The sequence below is a fragment of the Aporhodopirellula aestuarii genome (genome assembly GCF_023701485.1).
In the GTDB taxonomy this organism is placed as follows: domain Bacteria; phylum Planctomycetota; class Planctomycetia; order Pirellulales; family Pirellulaceae; genus Rhodopirellula; species Rhodopirellula aestuarii.
In genome coordinates this window covers 1-16,113 of the sequence record NZ_JAMQBK010000001.1, presented here as the reverse complement: position 1 = coordinate 16,113, position 16,113 = coordinate 1, and the positions used below count along the sequence as shown (strand labels likewise).

The following is a 16,113-nucleotide window of genomic DNA, read 5'->3' as shown; positions in this document are numbered from 1 at the left end:
TCGAAATTGCCAATGTACAGACGAGTGTTGAGCCCTATCGGCTAGACAACTCGAATCGATAGTGATTGTCAGCGTCGGGATCGATTGTTGCCTGCAATGCTCCTGACCGCTGGTAGCGTGCGGGAACGGTGCGAGTTTGCAGTGGATCACGATCACCGGATTGAATGGCCTCGATGGCTTCGTTGAGTTCCGGGCTATTGGGCGTCACGACGACGTCATAGGCTCCCGGTGCGAGTCCGTTCTCCTGGTCAAATTGAAACTTTCCTGCAGTAATGACCGTCGCGGCATCTCCGCTGCGTTGGTCGGAAATGAACCGAATCGTTGCCGAGGAGAGCGGTCGATCATCGAGCGTCACTTCGCCGGTCACAGGCAATCGTTCCACCGTTGGGTCTGGGTCGCATCCGATCAGCATGAAGGATGACACAGTCAGTGCGGTGAAACAACAAATTTTGTCGATTCGCGTGTTCACCGTGGTTCCTCCAAAACTTCGTGACCGTTGCGCGTGGCTAATGCATCGAGCAATTCGCGGTCCATAAATTCCGATGCGAAGCGGACGCTGCCGTCGCCGTAGAGCATGTGGACGCCGCCGGGGTGCATGCTTTGAAATCCGCCGTTGTTGGCGGCGTTGTGAATGTTCAGTTCTTTTTGCGTCGTACCGAGAGACACGACCGGGTATCCGACAACCCAACGAGCGGTTCCCCACTTAACCTGTCCCGCCGAAGCGGCTGGGGGCGTCCACAAATAGTCGGCCATGTCATAGGTCGTTTCACTAAACGCTAACGTGTTGCTCGCCCCGTCGGTGATGTCACGAAATCCCGTTGCCGGGTTGTTGAATCCGTAGGCGGTCCAGTTCAAGCCGAACAGACCATCGTTTTTGGGCATATACGACGCCGTGCCCTCGCAAGCCAGGTAGCTCGACGGGCCGCCCGTTTCGCCGTTGCTGGTATCGGGAACCAATCGAGGCAGCGGCATCGAGGGGCAAAGATACGTCGCGATCTCCTGTGCGGCGACCTCTTGGTTGTACGGGTCCGAATACGATTTACTGAAGTCAAACTGCGAGTAGGTGTTGTCTTGCTCGAGATAGGGCAGGACTGCGGCGAGTGGTCCGATGAAGTTGCTCAGACGTGAGCCTTCGGGGAATTTGTTGAAGCTGCCGTGATAGTTGTGGAGTGCCAAACCGATTTGTTTGAGATTGTTGCTGCACGACATTCTCCGAGCGGCCTCGCGGGCGGTTTGAACGGCGGGCAACAACAGCCCGACGAGCACGCCGATGATCGCAATCACGACGAGAAGTTCGACCAGCGTGAAGGCGGATCGGTAGGTATCGGATAGTCGTGATCGTCGGCGGACAATGGGCGACGAGGCTGAGAATTGGCATGCGGGCATGCATGCATACAAGCACTTCATAAAAGGCTCCAACGGGAAGGCACACGGAAGATGGATCAATCTCAGAAGAACGTTCTTCGAGATGGGATCGAGCGTGGCTGGCTGGAGGGCGAGAGTGAGCCCATTGCTTGCTGCGTCGTCGACGAAACTGACTTATTGCGAATCAGTCTCAAAGAGTTTGGCTATTGAGTTGATTCAACGCAAGTGTGTGATCGAAAAAAAATTGCGATCAAAACGCCGGGTCAAGTGCCCCGGCCTGCGTGATCAGGCGGGGCGAGAAATTGGGCCGCGTGTAACGGACGAGGTACCAGCCTCTTCCAATCCGGCTTGGATGCATCGAGTGATTTCCCAATGGTGATCGAACAAGTGAGACCGCAGCGGCCGCGAACGTGCTGGGGGATTGAGAAAGGATTCCAACCAGCGATGTGCGTCGGCGAAATGGCGGGACGGCTCCAATCTCCAATGCATAGGGCGTGCCGGGTGCATACGGCGTGTCGAGATCAGGCTGACCGCGACTCGGTCGCGAGATGAGCTAAAGGAAGATTCTTTTTAAAAAACATGCGGCGGTTCCTTCTATTCGTTGCAACTGGTGCGGTATGGACGGTGTTTGATCGCCGCAACGGTTTGACGAGTTGCGGTTCTATCCAAATCGCTTGCGATTGGATCGCGAATCGATTTGGTTTTGATTGGCAATGACACGAGTCCGCTCCTCCCTACTGACTTTCAGGAATAGATGATGAAAACCTTTTCAATGCTTCTTTGTGGTTTGGCCGTCTTCACGATGACCGGTTACGCATACGCACAGCCTCCGGGTGGTCGAGGCGGTGGCCGTGGCGGGGAAGGTGGTCCACCGATTGATCGCTTGATGGCGTTGGACGTCAATGGCGATGGGCAGATCTCCGCCGACGAAGTTACCGACCCGCGGATGAAACAGGTGCTCGACCGAGCCGACAAGGACCAGAACGGCGTGGTCACGAAGGCTGAGTTGGCCGCCATGGCGGCGCAGTTCGCGGACGGCGGTGGACGCGGTCGTGGTGCTGCCCGTGATGGCGGACAGGGCGGACAGGGTGGTCCCGGAGGCAGGGGCGAACGTGAGGGATTCGGCGGACGTGGCGGAGCCCAAGGTGGACCTCCTCCCGTCGGGCAAATCATTCCGCCCTTCGCTGCCGATGAGCTCAGTCTCACCAGCGAGCAACGCGCCGCAATTGCAACGCTGCAGGCCCAAGTTGACGCAGAATTGGCAAAGATTCTGACAACGGCTCAGTTGCAAAAACTCAAAGAAGGGCCTGGCGGCCAGCGAGGTGGCGGGGACCAAGGCTTTGGCGAACGCCGTCAAGGTCGTCCTTCGTCAGACCGCTAACACGGAAGGCATTAACCACGTGGGGGCCGGCAACTGTCCCCAGTGGAGTCCAGATGACGGCCGCAGCGAGTTGCGTTGTCGGTGGGTGAGGGGAATCTGCGCATCCATGCGTGACGTTTGCAACCGAAAACGTCCCTTAAGAAGAGTGGCTCCGTCTCTATCGGAGTCGCATCTCCCCCACACTTCTCTTCCTTTGCGCGAGGGCGTCTGCGATGCGACCATTTTCTGATCCGTTACGTGTACTGCGAACAGCTTTTTCGAATCGAACTCCTTCGTCACGTCAAAGCAGCATCCGCAGTTTTAGCAAGCGATGTCGCCGTCGACTCCGCGCCGAACCTCTCGAAGGTCGGCGTTTGATGGCTGCCGATTTCGACGGGTTTCGACATAACGCGTTCGATGCCGAAGACGTTAATAACGATGGTGAAGTATCGGCAGTGGATGCGCTCACGATCATCAACGCGATCAACCGACGAGATAGCTTCGACTCGAGTATGTTCACGGATGTTAACAATGATGGCCAACGAAGTGCCCTCGATGCCTTGCGGGTGATCAATCGGCTTAATCGTGGACGTGATTCGTTTGGAAGGAATGACTCACCACGTGACAATGACCGTAACAACAATAATGACACCAACAACGAAACATCGATTCCAGAATTGCAGGATGAAGTCCGATCGATCGATGGGACCGGAAACAACCTCGACGATCCGTTGCTTGGTAGCGCCGGCCAGCCATTATTAAGAGTTGCCGATGCTGACTACGGCGACGGGATCTCGACACCGGCGGGCGAAGATCGGCCGAGTGCCCGCGAGATCAGCAACGCGCTTTCCGATGTCGTGGGGGAAGAGGTCAAGAGCGACGAAGGTTTGACGGCGTTCATTTACGTGTGGGGGCAATTCATTGACCACGACCTGAGTCTGAACGAGCAAGCCGATGGCAACGAGTCGTTTGACATTGAGGTTCCCGCAGATGATGCGTTGTTCGATCCCAACGGTACCGGTGAAGAGGTGATCTCGTTGACGCGTTCCACCGTCGCCGAGGGAACCGGAACGTCCGAAGACAATCCCGCCCAGCAGATCACGTTGATCACATCATACCTCGACGGATCGCAGGTGTATGGTAGCGATCAAGAGACAGCCGATTCGCTGAGAACGTTCAGCGGCGGACGGATGGTCGTGACCGAAGATGATTTATTGCCGCTCGACGAGCTCGGGCAAGTGATCGCGGGTGACATTCGCGCCAGCGAAAACATCGCTCTCGCTGCGATGCAAACGCTGTTTGTTCGCGAGCATAATCGGTTAGCCGATGAAATCGCCGCGTCCGATCCAGATGCGACGGACGAAGAAATCTATCAGCGCGCCCGAGCGGTGGTGATCGCCGAAATTCAAGCGATCACGTACAACGAGTTTCTGCCGGCATTATTGGGTGAAGGGGCCATCGATAGCTATGAAGGCTACGACTCATCCGTCAATCCGAGCATCGCGAATGAATTCTCAACGGCTGCCTACCGATTCGGCCATAGCACGTTGAACGATGACATCGAATTCTTTGGGAACGATGGACGAGAGGTTCGCGACGAAATCGAATTGAGGGACGCGTTCTTCAATGGCGCGTTGCTTGAAGAAACCGGCATCGATTCGATCCTGAAGTATGACGCCTCGTCGCTTTCTCAAGAAATTGATTTGGAGGTCGTTGATGGTCTTCGCAATTTCTTGTTCGGTGAACCGGGATCGGGTGGTTTTGATCTGGTGGCTCTCAATATCCAGCGTGGGCGCGATCATGGCTTGAGCGATTACAACTCCACTCGCGTCGCCTATGGACTCGACCCCGTGGAGTCGTTCGCTGACATCACCAGCAATGTTTCGCTGCAGGAAAAACTGGCGGGCCTGTACGGCGACGTCAACAACATTGATTTGTGGGTCGGCCTAATGGCAGAAGACCATGTCGATGGAGCGTCGGTCGGTGAGTTGACCGGAACGATCATTGCAGACCAATTCGAACGCACTCGAGATGGCGACCGCTTCTACTACGAAAACGTTTTCTCCGGTGCGGACCTGAAGTTTATCAATAGCACGACGCTCGCTGATGTGATCGAACGAAACACCGAAGTTGAAGGTTTGCAGGAAAACGTTTTCTTCCTAAATATCGAAGTCAGCGGACAGGTGACCACAACGGTGGCGAATTCATCCCGTTCGCGAGGCTCTGATAAACGCAACGATTCTCGCGGTGGGCAAAGTCGCGGGGTCGAGGGTGTGACGGTCGAGTTGCTCAACGGCGACGGCGAGGTGGTCGACACGACGGTGACAGATAGTAGTGGCAATTACAGCTTCGATGATTTTCCGGAGACGGGGGACTATCAAATCCACGTCCCATACAACGGCGATACGTTGGACTTTCTGGTTTCCAATGGGGAGACGCAGATCGAGGGGCTGGATTTCGAACTGAGACTTTGATTTTACTTCGAAGGGCGGGTGTGACATTCGTTCACAGTTATCGTCCTTTTAATAGGTACGACGAATCGGCATCTCGACTTGCCGATTCGTCTGTTCTCTCTTCTTTGGTAGGTACGGAGGTTCAAGATGTTTTGTAAATGGGGATTCCGCGTGGTGGCTGCGGTTGTCGTGTCTGCGGTCGGATTGAGCGGCAATGTCGCCTCGGCGCAGTGCAGCGGAGGTGGTGGCGGACGGATGCCCTCGGGGAGTCCCGCGACGTTGAATTCAGCGTACGCGTATTCATCGAACACGCTGACCTCTTCGCCTGCGAATCTTGCGATGCAGTATCAGCAGCGTCAGTTGCTCGCTCAAAGTCAAGCGTACGCGATGGCATATCAAACCGCTCAACAGCAACGGCTTCTGAGACAACAACGCAACGCGGAACTCCAGGAAACGAGACTCGCGCGTGCGGAGGCCAAACGTGCGGCAAAAGCCGATCGTATCGCCACACGATTGCGAGAACAAACGTATTCGTCGGACGAGATCATGTTGACGTCAACGAGCACCGATTGATCGCCAGCGTTCCTCTTGTTTCCGTTCGCCCTTCGACGATGAGATCTCCCCGCCGCGCGGGATGACTCACGCTTCGATGCAACCGAGGGGCGGACGCATGCGGCATTGTTTTTAACCCAGTGATCACGATGCAAGACGTCTCTCAACTTGACGCAGTGACACCGCCGCCCACGCCAGTTCGGGTGCTCCCGCCGCGAGTTGTCAAAGGTCGTCGCAAGATGGCGACTGTCGGTGAGCCTGTTGGTGAGAACGCGGTATTGCCGCCACCGATCGCGACAGCACGGGGTGTTGTGAATCGTCCGAAAGCGGACAGATCGCAACTCGTGCGAGGCGACGTTTCGGTCGCACACGCTGAGGAGCAGCCAAAAGAAAAGATTTCGGTGATCGCGTGGCGAGTGATTGCGCGAATGCAAAAAAAAGTGTCCGAAGCACCTGAGTGGTTGGTCAGTCTGGTTTTCCACGTGATCGTGCTGCTCGTGCTGGCATTGATCACCACGTCGCCCGCAGTCGTCGGCCGAATCGTTTTGACGGTTGAGCAAGGTGAAAATGAGATCACAACCGAGTTGGCCGAGTTTTCGCTCGATCCGGTGGAGGTCCCCGATACCCCGTCCGAAGAAAGTCCGAGCGAAACGGAACTGGAGATTGAACCGATTCAGATCGAAACGCCCGTCAGTTTCGCATCGATATCACCGAAGGTTGTGACGGAAGAGGCATCGGTGAATCTTCCGTCCACCGATCTCGCGGGCGAATCACTGAACATGTTCGCAGGTCGAACTGGATCCAGGAAGCAAGAGTTGCTCAAAGCATTCGGTGGAACGGTGGAGACCGAAGACGCCGTAGCACTTGGTTTGGATTGGCTGCGTCGCAATCAGTTGAAAGACGGCAGTTGGAGCCTCGTGGGCCCGTACGCTCATGGCTCGCGTTCGGAGAACCAGGTGTCGGCCACCGCGATGGCGATGTTGGCATTTATGGGAGCCGGCAGCACACATCGTGGCGGGCAATATCAGAAGGTGCTGTGGCGGGCGGTTCGATGGCTCGTCAAACAGCAAGACCGTGATGGATTCATGGCCGCACGGGCTGGTGATCATGAAAAGATGTACTCGCAAGCACAAGCGATGATCGCGTTGTGTGAGTTGTACGCGATGACGGGTGACTCGTGGATCCGCCCTTACGCACAAGCCTCGTGCAACTTCGCATGTGCCGCGCAATCGCCGCAAGGCGGTTGGCGTTATCGCCCGCGGTTTGATTCCGATACGTCTGTTTCGGGTTGGTTCTTGGTGGGGTTGAAGAGCGGCGAAGCGGCCGGGCTTGAGGTGGACCGATATGTGTTCCTGCGTTTTGATGAGTACCTCAATTCGGTTCAGGCCGATCGTGCGAACGATTACTACGCCGTGGGGTATTCGTATCAAGTCGGTCATGCGGCGTCACCTTCGATGACGGCCGAAGGGTTGTTGTGCCGTCAGTACCTCGGTTGGCATCGCAACATGCCTGGCATGCGAAGCGGGCTGATCTCGCTGGTGCAAAATCATCCGATGAACCCGCGTGAAAGGGATGTGTATTACTGGTACTACGCGACGCAAGCGTTGCATCATTATGGCGGACCGCTGTGGACCCAGTGGAACGACAAGATGAAGGTGGATCTGCCCACGGCACAGACGCGTCGAGGAGCCGAACGCGGCAGCTGGTCGCCGGAGGGCGATGCATGGGGCATTTACGCCGGTCGTCTCTACACAACGTGTCTCTCGTTGTACTGCCTCGAAGTCTACTACCGGCACATGCCGATCTACTCGCCGCTGGAAGTCGCGGAGGCTGAGGAACTCGATGAGGCATAAGACACAGCCAATATTGGCGAAACTCACATCATGAGAAGCAGCATCACGACACTCGCGCTGACGCCCGCGTCAGACATTCAGCTTGTTCGCGACGCCCGACGTGGCATGGAATCGGCGTTTGAACAACTCGTCTCCCGTTACCACGCCAAGCTGCTCAATGCGATCCTGCGCCATGTCGCGTGTCGCATGACTGCAGACGACATCGTTCAAGACGCCTGGATCAAGGCGTACCAGAATTTGCATCAACTGCGTGCCGATGGCAATTTTTTCTTTTGGCTTTACCGGATCGCGATGAATTCACGCCGCGCGTACTACGGTGCCGCGAAGCATTTGGCGAGATCGGAATGGATGGACCCTCAACTGGCAGAGCTCTGCCTTCCCGCCTCGCTGCAACCAGAGGCGATGGCTGAGTTGAGCGAAGATCGCCAGCGGGTTCGTCACGCGCTGCAAAAGCTCGAAGAAGCCCATCGACGGATCTTGATTTTGCGTGACTACGAACAGCAAGACTACCGCGAGATCTCGCAAACGCTGCGAATCAAGGTTGGCACCGTTCGCAGTCGACTTCATCGGGCGCGGTCCCAACTCCGTTTTTATCTAACGTCGATTACCCCGTGAAACAGGCGATGAAGCCAGCGGTAAGAAAAAAATCGCTGAATTGGCGTGACAAAGTGGTCTCAAAAACGCCCCTACGGATAGCGGAAATTCTCGCTTGTCCTTATTTCTCGGAGTTTTTATCGATGAAACGTCACCAGCCAGCCAAACGCCGTCTCATGGTCCAACCGCTGGAGGAACGTCGCGTTCTCGCCGCGAGTCTCGGCTGGGACGGTCCCGGGTTAGGAAGTGCTGAGTTAACGTATTACATCGCTAATTCCCCTGATTCACTCACGCAGGAAGAAACCAACGCGGCGATCGAGACGGCGTTGGCGGCTTGGTCCGATGCCGCCGATATCACGTTCACGCCGACCACCCAAAGTGGACTGCGGGATTCGATCGATATCTCCTTTACGACGATTGACGGCATCGGTGGCACGCTCGCTCAGGCGTATTTCCCCGATGACGTGAACCCCGCGCGGATTGCGGGGGACATCGAATTTGATATTTCCGACGCATGGGAAGTCGGTAATTCGCTCGGCAACAGTGCGTTCGATCTGATTTACGTCGCGGTGCACGAAATCGGCCACTCGCTAGGGCTCGACCACAGTGATTCGTTAAGCAGCGTGTTGGCGCCGTTTGTGTCACCGAGCCAGTTCTTTACCAGTTTGTCAGCGGTCGATGTCGCAGCGGCGCAAGAAGTCTATGCCGCTGCCGATATCGGAACGGTTGATGACAACACGAGTGTGCCTGAAACGCCCGTCGATGAAACACCCGTCGACGATACACCCACCGAAGAGACCCCAACCGACGAAACGCCAACCAGCGAAACACCCTCCGATGAAACACCTTCGGACGATGGTGACGACAACAGTGTTCCCGACGACGAAGACGACCCGTTCCCGCGTTGGCGGTGGCGCCGCGGTGGGAATTGGAATCGGTGGGGTGGTCGTCTCGATGCCGCGACGCCTGAGTACAACTACATCAACCCGACCGACGTCAACGGTGATAACGCGACCACCGCCGTGGATGCGTTGATGATCATCAACCAGCTCAACCTCGGTGTGTCGACTACCGACGGGGAAGATATCGCTGGCTTGTGTGACACCAATGGTGACGGTTCGATCACGGCCCTCGACGCACTCACCGTGATTAATGCATTGAACAGTGGCACGGAGTCCGTCGGTGCGGTTTCCGCAAGCGTCGAAGTGCCAGACGTGTTCGATGATACGCTCGACATCGACGACGAAACGCTCGAAGACAGTATCGACAACGGGCTCGAAACGCCAGCGGATGAAACTCTTGCCGATGAAACGTCGGATCAAGAAACACCAGTGAACGAATCCGACGACAGTTCCGAAACGGTTGACGACCCTATCGACGATGTCGTGGACCCCGTTGACGAAGTCGACGATCTCGATGAAACAGACTCGACTGATGAATCGGCCGATGACTCATTGGATGAAATGATCGACGACGGCGGGATGATCGACGATTCAGAAGACACCGAAGACGAAACCGATGAGTCGGACGAAGAAGTAACCGATGAAGATGTTTCGGATGACGAGCATTGCAATGAGGGACACCAATCTCGCTTTGGTGTTTTTAATGTCGGCGTCTTCCGAGGCGATGCGGAATCTCTTGTGACGCGTTTCGACGCCGACGGCGATGCTTCGTTGTCGGAAGACGAAGTGTCCAGCCGGTTGTGGGAAAAACTCTCGGAACTGGGGGGCGATGCCGACTCGGATGGACTGATCACTCTCGCTGAACTTGAAACCGCGATCGAGACTGCCCGTCAAGCGGCGTTCGACGAGCGGGACACCAACGATGACGGTGTTTGGAGCGAAGACGAAGTCAGCGAGCGGTTCTGGAGCAAAATCGCTGAAGCCGACATCGATTCCGTGGCCGGTGTCTCGTTGGACGAACTCGACACATTTTTCGCCGAGCAGGCCGCCGAACGAGAAGGCTCCCAAGGCGGATTGCGACATCGCCATCATCACGCCTCCGACGAAATCTTCGCCGCGATTGGCCGAGCCCCTTCGGTTGGACAGCTCACGGCAAATCGCCAATCACGCTCGTCACGTTTGGGTCGAGGCCGCTAACGATCAGCATTCCATTTCAGGCGTCGACGGCGGTGAAGTGATTCTCGCTCATGACGCCATCCAAACTCTTGTCTTTTTCTATTCTTTGAGTCCCAGAATGGTTCACCATGACCGGGACAATCACGTTCGTCGATCCATTTTTCGTGCGATTGTTACGGCCCGCTCGTAGCGTCGTGTGTCATCGTCGATACTCAGGAGCTCCTATGGTAGCCGCCGACTCCATTCAATTCGGCCAATTCTTGCATGGCCAAACCGAGGGCGTCGAATTCCATCAATTGCTCTCGGCCGCCCGTGCCGGAGACCGCGACGCACTCGGGCGGCTGCTGCAGTGGTACGGCAACTATCTGACGATTCTGGCGACCACCCAGCTCGACCGACGACTTCGACGGCGACTCAACCCGTCCGACATCGTTCAAGAAGCGATGCTCGCTGCTCACCAGGACTTTGACGATTTCCGTGGTGAGACCCAAGCCGAGTTGTTGTGTTGGCTACGAACAATTCTGATCCACACGCTGCACCAGAGTTTCCGAAAACACGTCCAAGTCGAGAAACGTGATGTCCGTCGCGAAGTTGCGTTGGAGACGCTTAGCAATCGGCTCCATGAGTCAGCTGTAAACCTCGCCGAAATGATTCCCGCAAAGGGCCCATCGCCGAGTGCTCCAATGCGTGCTCACGAACGCGGCGTCGAGCTGGCGAATATGCTTGGAAAACTCAAGCCGGACTACCGCGACGTGATCACGATGCGAGTTCTCCAGGGGCTTTCTTTTGACGAAATTGCCAAACGGATGGATCGCAATTCAGGGGCGGTACGGATGCTGTGGTTACGGGCACTCGCCGCATTCAAAACCTCCGAGGATATGAAATAGTGGTAGCGTTGAACCAATCGATCGTGGACGCCAGCCTCGATTCCGCACCGTCGTTACTTGCGGGACTGACCAAAGACCAACAGAGCCGGTTGACTCAGCAACTCGATGAATACTTGGTCAGCCTCGAGAACGGCGAACCTCTCGACCCCGATCAACTCGCAAGTAAAAACCCCGATATCGCTGAGGCATTTGCCAGCTATTTGGAAAAACTCAACGCCTTGTACGGCGTCGCGGTTGGTTTCCGCGATCAAGGTGAAGAGGAGACGCTCCAGCAGATCAAAACCGGCAAAACGAAGCTCGGGGATTTCACGATCCAACGTGAAATCGGCCGCGGAGGAATGGGGATCGTCTATGAAGCGATCCAAGAGTCACTCTCACGCAAGGTAGCGATCAAGTTATTGCCGATCGCGTCGCTGCTTGATTCGCGTCAAATTGAACGTTTCAAGAATGAGGCCCATGCCGCCGGGTTGTTGCAGCATCCCAATATCGTTCCGGTGTACAGCGTTGGTAGCGACCGGGGCGTGCACTATTACGCAATGCAGTTTATCAGCGGTGTGTCGATGGATGAATGGGTGGCCATGCATGCACGCGACAACTGTCGGACCGATTGGCGGTCGGTTCTCGGATGGACGATCGACATCGCACGGGCGCTGCATGCGGCCCACGAGACCGGTGTGGTCCACCGTGATGTGAAACCATCGAATTTGATGCTCGATCGAGAAAGCAAGATTTGGATCACCGACTTCGGGTTGGCACGGTGTCAGACGGATGACTCGATAACCAAGTCTGGCGACCTCGTCGGAACGATGCGTTACATGAGCCCCGAACAGACCCGCGGGCAGCACGCACTCGTCGACGGCCGCACGGATGTTTATTCGCTCGCCGTGACACTCTTTGAGTTGTTGACATTGCAGGCCGCGCATGACGGCGAAGACGCCCCCGCCATTATGAAAATGATCGTCGAGCAAGAGGTGGTGTCGCTTTCCCAAGTACGCGCCGATCTGCCGCGTGATCTCGAAACGGTTGTCGCCAAAGCCATGTCGAAAAATCGTGACGGTCGCTATGAAACTGCCGAGGCGTTCGCCGATGATCTGCAACGCGTTCTCGACGGCGAGCCGACGATCGCTCGCCCGCCGACGATGTCTGATCGAATCGTTCGGCTGGCAGCGAAGCATCGTTTGGCGGTTTTGACAACGGTCTTGATCGGCATGTTGGGCCTGGTTGGGTTTGCGGCCAGCACCGCGATGATAGCCGCTGAAAAACAAGTGTCCGATCAAAACGCAGACCGTGCGTCACGCAACGAACAGCTCGCGCGGAAAGCCGTCGATCGGTTGGGATCGCAGATGGCTGAATTGCTCGCCGATATCCCGTCGGCGGATCCCATTCGCCGCACGCTGCTAACCGAAACGCTGGCTTACTATCAAACATTCGTTGCCGGAGCCAGTGAGGATCCAGCGTTCCAAGAAGATCTCGCTATCACGTTGGGAAAGATCGGCGAACTGAAAGGTGAACTCGGTGAATTGGATGAAGCCATCGCCTCACTTCGCCGGTGTGAGGCGGTGTACAGAAATCTTGCCGATCGCAATGATCAGTTGCGTCTGAATTGGTCCACCAGCCAGAATAATCTGGCTCAAACGCTGACCGCCGCCGGGCAACTGGAGGAAGCCGCCACGTATTTCGCGCGGGCAATTCACACGCAACGGTCGCTGTTGGACACGACCCAAGAAACGCCAACGAATTCGCCGCATCTTCCGATCGTCAATCATCGCGACACGGTGGTGCAATCGCTCGCGACGTCACTTAATAATCTCGGGTTGCTGCTAGCAGACGTACTCGCGACTGAAGAAGCTGAACAGTCTTACTTGGAAGCGATCACACTGTTGCAGGACGATCGATCGACGCTCGCAGATGGTGATTCCAAGTTGCAACTCGCAACCGTGCTGGCGAACCTCAGCGGCTTGCTCGCAAAGTCCTCACCGGTTCGGGCAACGCAATACGCCAAGCAAGCACTGGATTATCAAACCGACACATTGGAAGCAGATCCGCGAAACGCTAAATTGGCCACGCGTGTGATCGTAACGCTTAACACGCTAGGGGCGTCACAGGCGGCGGCCGGTCAAACCGCATCGTCGATTGAGACGTTGTTGAGGGCCGTAGAAATCGGTGAGCAATTACTCGATCGTTGGCCCGACCAACCCACCTATCGTCGCGACCTCGTTGTCGGTTTCAATCATCTCGGATTGGCTTATTCCAAGGCAGGCGGTCTGAGGAAGGCGACTCAAACGTTTCAAATGGCACTCACGCACGGACGGCGATTAGGTAGCTCGTTCCCAGCCGACGCCGAAACCCAATCGATGTTGGGTGGTGTGCTCAACAACCTCGGGTTTTTGCAACAACAGCTTGGCCAAAGCGACGAAGCGGAGAAGTCTTTCGCAGGTGCGATTGAGGCACAAACACGAGCCGTTGAGTTGGCTCCGGAAGTGAAGCGTTACCAGCAATACCTCCGCAAACACCACGAAAACCTCGCATCGCCGAATTCGCCCATCCAACCAGTGTTGCCGGCAACCGACGACGATATCACACCGGTTGATGAAGCGAGGAAATCATGATTCACAACGGAAACATGTGCCTTCACGAATGCCCACGAAGGTTGTTGGTTGAACAACTTGAGTCCAGATGCCTGATGGCGGCCGGCGTTTTCACGCACTTCGGCAATCACCACACCTCCGATCATGTTCATCGCAACCATCGTGCTGACGAGAACCCTGGTGCGGCCGAAATACGCTCGGTCGGTGTTGAGCGATCGACCGATCACGTCACTCGCCGCGAGCGCGATATTCCGGATAGAAGAGACCGTGACGGGCGTGGTCATGGAAGTCGACGCGACAATGACCAGTTAGTTCAAAACTCACCATCGTCGCCCGACATTGCTTCGCGATTTGACGTGTCCCCTTCAACGCCCAGCGAATCGATTGAGCGAACACGAGGACAGTCAACGCCCAGTACCGAACGTGGTGAGTGGGTGATTTGGGTATTGGAGACCGACATGTCGGCTACGGACCAAATGATGGGATCGCAATCAAGCGGTAGTTCGGATCGGTCCGATTCGAATAATGACGCATCGACTTTGGTTAGTATGATGATGCCCATGGATGGCGAGATGGCATCCGGCAAAGACGTCGCGTCAGTACCCAGCGAGAACGCTCGAGAAACTTCCGCAGATACCGTTTCGCCAAACGTTGTTGCGACAAACATTACGGATGGCGGCGAATTGGAAGAAGGTAGCCAAACGCAATCTAAGACGGATCAAGAAAGATTGTCGCCGTTCGGAAGTGTTGATCGAATGCCTGTGGATGCGGGGCACGAAACAACATCTGAATCGGAGATCGCGGACGACGAAATCGGCGGCTTGATTGAGTCCTTGCCACTGCGTCATCGCGAGCAGCAACCAGTTGACGGAAGTGGACCAAAGCAAGAATGGGCGGTCGCTCCGAGTTCGATTGACCGTCTACGCGAGGTGGTGCGGGAGGCCTCAGGAGCAGAGATTGGTTCAGCGACAACAAACGACGACCCAACGAGCAGGCCGACTGATGCGGTGATCGCGTCCTGGTTCGGTAATCAAACCGGACTCATGGAGATTGAAGCGACCGGTCGTTTGCAATCGCCGGTCGATTTAAGTGAGTCGATTGTGGACGTGGTTTTGAACGCACAAATCGGGCTCCATCGCAGCGTTGATTTAATCGCGTCAACAATGACCGTCGCCGACATCACATCCGATGACGTCAGAGGAGCGATCTTAAATGCGATTGCCGCCGAACAGCCAAGACAATCGATCGTTCTCGATTCCACGTATGTGCCTCGCAAATTGTCCAAGCTGACGTATTCGGGAGTAGCGTTGCTCGCCACCGGCATCAGCCTCGCCGCCCGCCGCAAACGAGCTGAGTACGAGTCTTCTCCCCCGGAGTAATGTGCCGGCAACGGAACGGTACCGCGTGTGTTCTTGTCAGACCGTCGTTTGGGGGGGGGGCGTTAGTGTGGAATGGACGCACGATATCGCGAATGGATCCTCCTCGCTTAACTGCGAGACATTGTCGCACCCGTTTCGCACCGCGAATCGCTTGCTTTTTCGAAGTGCGATTCTTTCCCTCCAAAAAAAGCGTGATTCGTCCGCTACCCAAGTTGCAGGTTGGTGTTAGATCGCCGTACCCAACTCGCAAACGGAATTTACGGACCGAATCCCATGCAAACGCTCACCGTTAGTTGTCCACAAGGTCACCAATTGCATGCCCCGCTCCGTGCAATCGGCAAGACACTTCCCTGTCCCATTTGCAAAGAAATGGTGGCGGTATCGGAATGTGGACCCATCGCCAAAGCGTCTGAAACCAAGCCGGCAACGGTTATGAGAAAGGATTCCGTCGAGTCGAATGCACAGCGTTCGATCTCACGTCCGCACATGCAGCCGGCCGAAAAACGCGACCCTCTATCGGATACTGGCGTGATGCGGATCCTCGGCGACTTCGTCGCTCCCACGCAAGAAATCGAGCCTGACAACACTCAAAACGTGCGAACCTGCCCGCTCTGTTCATGCGATGTGAGTGAAGCGGTATCCGTCTGCAAGAACTGCAAATGTTACATCGGCCCCTCGCCAGACTTCTTCAAGCAGTTCGCGGAATAGGCACAAGCATTGTTATTGCGTATCGCGAACAATTCCTGCGATTGCACATGTCGATAGTCGCGAAGTTCCAACGCTTGCCATACCGAAGAAGGCGAAATTCACGTAGATGAGTCTCTCGGGACATTGATTGTTATAGTGCTCTTTTTAGCGGAACGGCGCAAGCCGTCCGGTCCCGCGTTACCGGACGGCTCGCGCCGTTCCGCTATGAGTTTTTGCGGCAGGACGCGAGCCCCCCGGTACAAGCACCACTCAAATTTTGTTGGGCAAAGCCCAGTATTTCGCCATGCTTAGGACCC

The 16,113-nt window shown here is 56.0% G+C and carries 13 protein-coding genes; 11 read left to right on the top strand and 2 right to left on the bottom strand.

Annotation, left to right across the window (positions count from 1 at the left end):
* Positions 1-34 precede the first annotated feature (34 nt).
* The gene (locus NB063_RS00065) at positions 35-469 is read right to left on the bottom strand and encodes a carboxypeptidase-like regulatory domain-containing protein (RefSeq protein WP_250926683.1); all 435 of its coding nucleotides are present in this window, start codon (positions 467-469) and stop codon (positions 35-37) included.
* Positions 466-1,386, bottom strand: a complete 921-nt coding sequence (locus NB063_RS00060; protein WP_407652514.1) for a DUF1559 family PulG-like putative transporter — start codon at positions 1,384-1,386, stop codon at positions 466-468. The genes NB063_RS00065 and NB063_RS00060 overlap by 4 nt, the downstream gene beginning before the upstream one ends.
* 51 nt (positions 1,387-1,437) lie before the next feature.
* On the opposite strand from NB063_RS00060, the gene NB063_RS00055 reads away from it, so the two are divergent.
* The 11 genes from NB063_RS00055 (at position 1,438) to NB063_RS00005 (ending at position 15,817) form a co-directional block, all read left to right on the top strand.
* Positions 1,438-1,575, top strand: a complete 138-nt coding sequence (locus NB063_RS00055) for a hypothetical protein (protein WP_250926681.1) — start codon at positions 1,438-1,440, stop codon at positions 1,573-1,575.
* A 547-nt stretch (positions 1,576-2,122) separates the two neighbouring features.
* Complete coding sequence (locus tag NB063_RS00050; RefSeq protein ID WP_250926680.1) at positions 2,123-2,746, top strand: EF-hand domain-containing protein; 624 nt, start codon at positions 2,123-2,125, stop codon at positions 2,744-2,746.
* Between the two features lie 212 nt (positions 2,747-2,958).
* Positions 2,959-5,199 carry a peroxidase family protein gene (locus NB063_RS00045; protein WP_250926679.1) on the top strand — a complete coding sequence of 747 codons (2,241 nt, stop codon included), beginning with the start codon at positions 2,959-2,961 and terminating at the stop codon, positions 5,197-5,199.
* A gap of 126 nt (positions 5,200-5,325) precedes the next feature.
* The gene (locus NB063_RS00040) at positions 5,326-5,751 is read left to right on the top strand and encodes a hypothetical protein (RefSeq protein ID WP_250926678.1); all 426 of its coding nucleotides are present in this window, start codon (positions 5,326-5,328) and stop codon (positions 5,749-5,751) included.
* Between the two features lie 128 nt (positions 5,752-5,879).
* Positions 5,880-7,583 carry a prenyltransferase/squalene oxidase repeat-containing protein gene (locus NB063_RS00035; RefSeq protein ID WP_250926677.1) on the top strand — a complete coding sequence of 568 codons (1,704 nt, stop codon included), beginning with the start codon at positions 5,880-5,882 and terminating at the stop codon, positions 7,581-7,583.
* Between the two features lie 30 nt (positions 7,584-7,613).
* On the top strand, positions 7,614-8,198 hold the full coding sequence (locus tag NB063_RS00030; RefSeq protein WP_250926676.1) for an RNA polymerase sigma factor: 585 nt from the start codon (positions 7,614-7,616) through the stop codon (positions 8,196-8,198).
* Between the two features lie 122 nt (positions 8,199-8,320).
* The gene (locus tag NB063_RS00025) at positions 8,321-10,276 is read left to right on the top strand and encodes a matrixin family metalloprotease (RefSeq protein ID WP_250926675.1); all 1,956 of its coding nucleotides are present in this window, start codon (positions 8,321-8,323) and stop codon (positions 10,274-10,276) included.
* A 203-nt stretch (positions 10,277-10,479) separates the two neighbouring features.
* On the top strand, positions 10,480-11,142 hold the full coding sequence (locus NB063_RS00020) for a sigma-70 family RNA polymerase sigma factor (protein WP_250926674.1): 663 nt from the start codon (positions 10,480-10,482) through the stop codon (positions 11,140-11,142).
* A gap of 8 nt (positions 11,143-11,150) precedes the next feature.
* Complete coding sequence (locus tag NB063_RS00015) at positions 11,151-13,751, top strand: serine/threonine-protein kinase (RefSeq protein WP_250926673.1); 2,601 nt, start codon at positions 11,151-11,153, stop codon at positions 13,749-13,751.
* Entirely contained in the window at positions 13,748-15,109 is a 1,362-nt protein-coding gene (locus tag NB063_RS00010; protein ID WP_250926672.1) for a hypothetical protein, read from the top strand. The genes NB063_RS00015 and NB063_RS00010 overlap by 4 nt, the downstream gene beginning before the upstream one ends.
* A gap of 273 nt (positions 15,110-15,382) precedes the next feature.
* Positions 15,383-15,817, top strand: a complete 435-nt coding sequence (locus NB063_RS00005) for an ATP-binding protein (protein ID WP_250926671.1) — start codon at positions 15,383-15,385, stop codon at positions 15,815-15,817.
* Positions 15,818-16,113: the final 296 nt, after the last annotated feature.

What these genes read in the sequence shown, in the direction of transcription:
- NB063_RS00045 (WP_250926679.1), top strand. Translation starts at nt 2,959, where the DNA reads ATGCGACCATTTTCTGATCCGTTACGTGTACTGCGAACAGCTTTTTCG.
- NB063_RS00030 (WP_250926676.1), top strand. Translation starts at nt 7,614, where the DNA reads ATGAGAAGCAGCATCACGACACTCGCGCTGACGCCCGCGTCAGACATT.
- NB063_RS00005 (WP_250926671.1), top strand. Translation starts at nt 15,383, where the DNA reads ATGCAAACGCTCACCGTTAGTTGTCCACAAGGTCACCAATTGCATGCC.
- NB063_RS00035 (WP_250926677.1), top strand. Translation starts at nt 5,880, where the DNA reads ATGCAAGACGTCTCTCAACTTGACGCAGTGACACCGCCGCCCACGCCA.
- NB063_RS00060 (WP_407652514.1), bottom strand. Translation starts at nt 1,386, where the DNA reads ATGCCCGCATGCCAATTCTCAGCCTCGTCGCCCATTGTCCGCCGACGA.
- NB063_RS00050 (WP_250926680.1), top strand. Translation starts at nt 2,123, where the DNA reads ATGAAAACCTTTTCAATGCTTCTTTGTGGTTTGGCCGTCTTCACGATG.
- NB063_RS00010 (WP_250926672.1), top strand. Translation starts at nt 13,748, where the DNA reads ATGATTCACAACGGAAACATGTGCCTTCACGAATGCCCACGAAGGTTG.
- NB063_RS00040 (WP_250926678.1), top strand. Translation starts at nt 5,326, where the DNA reads ATGTTTTGTAAATGGGGATTCCGCGTGGTGGCTGCGGTTGTCGTGTCT.
- NB063_RS00025 (WP_250926675.1), top strand. Translation starts at nt 8,321, where the DNA reads ATGAAACGTCACCAGCCAGCCAAACGCCGTCTCATGGTCCAACCGCTG.
- NB063_RS00055 (WP_250926681.1), top strand. Translation starts at nt 1,438, where the DNA reads ATGGATCAATCTCAGAAGAACGTTCTTCGAGATGGGATCGAGCGTGGC.
- NB063_RS00020 (WP_250926674.1), top strand. Translation starts at nt 10,480, where the DNA reads ATGGTAGCCGCCGACTCCATTCAATTCGGCCAATTCTTGCATGGCCAA.